This is a genomic window from Microcystis sp. M53603_WE2, assembly GCF_030065435.1.
The window spans coordinates 1-2,605 of record NZ_JASJFF010000110.1 but is presented as its reverse complement, the minus strand read 5'-3'; the positions used below and the strand labels follow the sequence as shown (position 1 = coordinate 2,605).

Genomic DNA, 2,605 nt, shown 5'->3' with positions numbered 1-2,605 from the left:
CTATACCTCCCCGACCACCCATTTCGGGTTTGATTGCTAAAGACTGTTGATGAAACTCGCTCGCTTTTTGGCATTGTCATAGGGCATCGTTAACACTGACTAAATTATAGTATGATGCCACTTCACGCCCCCGATCACCGATTTCCCGTGTGATTGCTAAAGACTGTTGATAAAACTCGATCGCTTTTTGGTATTCTCCAAGGGAATTGTAAACATTGCCTAAATTATTGTAGGAAGACGCTTCACCCCCCCGATCACCGATTTCCCGTGTGATTGCTAAGGACTGTTGATAAAACTCGCTCGCTTTTTGGTATTCTCCTAGGGAATCGTAAACATTGCCTAAATTATTGTAGGAAGACGCTTCACCCCCCCGATCACCGATTTCGCGTTCGATTGCTAAGGACTGTTGATGAAACTCGATCGCTTTTTGGTATTCTCCTAGGGATTGGTAAACATTGCCTAAACTGGTGAGGGATGCGGCATAATTCCAGTTGGTTTGCTCCTCCTGTTGTTGGTAAACAGTGACTAATTCAAGGTAATAATCCGCTAGGGTTTGATAATACCCCCGTCGGGTGAGAAAATCCTCGATAGCACGGAGAATATCAAAAGCATTGTCGTACTCGGTTAACTGATAGCAATGATAGAAAATTTCTAGGTAAGGTTGCACATCGTTGAGGATTTCCCAGGAGTCGGGTTGAGCAATAGAAAGATAATAGGCGATCGCTTTTTGGTGTAATTCCCTTTGATCACCGGCTTTGTATTGTGCATATTCCCAAACTAAAGGCTGAAAACTAAAAATTCGCTGGCGATTTTCCTCTTTTTCTTCTAATAATGATCGTCGCTGTAATTCTCGCAGATCTGCCGTGATCTCGGATAGTGCGATCTCCGGGTAATTATCCATCACCGCTTTGGCTGCTGGAGAATCAAATTCTCGGCGATAAATGCTGGTTTTAGTGAATAATTCCTGCTGTCTTTGGCTAAGTCGCTGAAAACTAGCATCTAAAACTAAAGCAATTCCCACTGTCTCTTGACGATGACTCCCCACCACCTGCGGATCGCTCAAAAGTTGCGATAAATTTCCTAATCCTAAATCCGCTAACCTTTCTAAACTGGGGTTTTGCGGAAATTCTGCTAAGATTAAATCCGCCACCAATCGCAGGAGTAATGGATGACCATCCACCCGTCGAGAAAAGTTCTCTAGATCCCCTGTTATTTGCGATTCCGCTAACAATTGCGCCCCTTCAGGTGGTTTCAAACCTTTTAGCTCAATCCAACGGTTAAAACCCCTAGTTTTTGGCTTTTCTCTGGTGGTGACTATAATTTTGCTGGTGTCACCTTTTTCTATCCAAGCAGTGAAAAACTGCTGATAAAATTCATTATTCCAAGAACCATCTTCCCCTAATAAACTCTCTAGATTATCGATAATAATTAGGTGGCGATGGCGTTGCAATTGTCTGATTAAAGCTTCCTGTAAATCTATTTCTTTTTCGGGGACAGGATAACCAAATTCCGTCAGGAGTTGGCGAGCTAAACCACTAAATCCGCCCAGATTTCCCGCTTCCCACCAAAAGCGTTTTGGGAATAAATCTTCATCGTCCCCTAGGGAAGGATCTAGGGTAATTTTCTCCTCAAAAATTTTACTGGCTAGGGTAGATTTTCCAATCCCTCCAACTCCTTTGATGCCAATCATCGTAACATTTTGATCAGTAAACCACTGCTTAATTTGGGTGATTTCCTCCTTCCTTCCCTGCCAATAGGCGAGACGTTTTCGAGCATCTCCTCCCTTGAAAGTACTCCTTTGACTACTGCGATTATTTTCTATTGCGTCTGCTTTTGCGTGCAGAGCCGCCAGTCATTCAGGAGGGATTCCTAGATTTAAATTACCCTTAACTTCTTGAATGTTCAATTGTTGTTTAATATCTTTGTTTATTTGTGTACCAATTTGAGTTTTTGTTTCTGTTTGATTCTGATTAATTGTCATAATTTGTTGTGCTAGGGTTTGGATTTCTTGGGCAAAATTGGGGTCTTTGAGCATTTCTACCTGTAAAAAAGGAACCACTTGCTGTTCAATCATCGCCTCGGATTTAGTTTGTTCTGCTGCCGCTAAAACCTTGGCTGCGGAGGGTTCCTTTTGTAACTTTTGCTTAATTTTTTGCCACAATTCTACACCTTTATCCATTGCTCCTTCCGTTAATTTACCGATAACAGCTTCAAAGGCGATTTTAGCGATTTCGGCGGCGGCTAATTCTGCTAACATAATCATCAATGGGGGGAATTTTTCGCCATTCTAGCACAACGGCAACAGCAGTTGTGGACGGTTTAAATGTTTGGTTGACTGTTCAAAAAGTAAAAAACAAAACTCTGATATCGTTGCCACAACAGGATTGAGATTAGGGCGAAGCGGACGCGCTGGTAAGCTAAGACATATTTAGGGTTTGCGGCAAAAAGTACGGGCGAAGCATTCGGATAGAAAATCTCCGGTTTCACCGATAGGTTATGCCCAAATGCTTCGCCCCTACAGGACGCGGGCCGATGAAGACGCAAAAATCTTGCACCTGTTTCGCTCGTAAAGCCACAAAACCCCTACCTTGCCTACATTTCACAT

The 2,605-nt window shown here is 42.9% G+C and carries 2 protein-coding genes; both read right to left on the bottom strand.

Annotation, left to right across the window (positions count from 1 at the left end; translation table 11 throughout):
- Nucleotides 1-76 precede the first annotated feature (76 nt).
- Nucleotides 77-1,732, bottom strand: a complete 1,656-nt coding sequence (locus PX481_RS02730; RefSeq protein WP_288093561.1) for a tetratricopeptide repeat protein — start codon at nt 1,730-1,732, stop codon at nt 77-79.
- Nucleotides 1,733-1,852: 120 nt separating this feature from the next.
- Nucleotides 1,853-2,257, bottom strand: a complete 405-nt coding sequence (locus PX481_RS02725; protein ID WP_288023473.1) for a hypothetical protein — start codon at nt 2,255-2,257, stop codon at nt 1,853-1,855.
- Between the last annotated feature and the right edge of the window lie 348 nt (nt 2,258-2,605).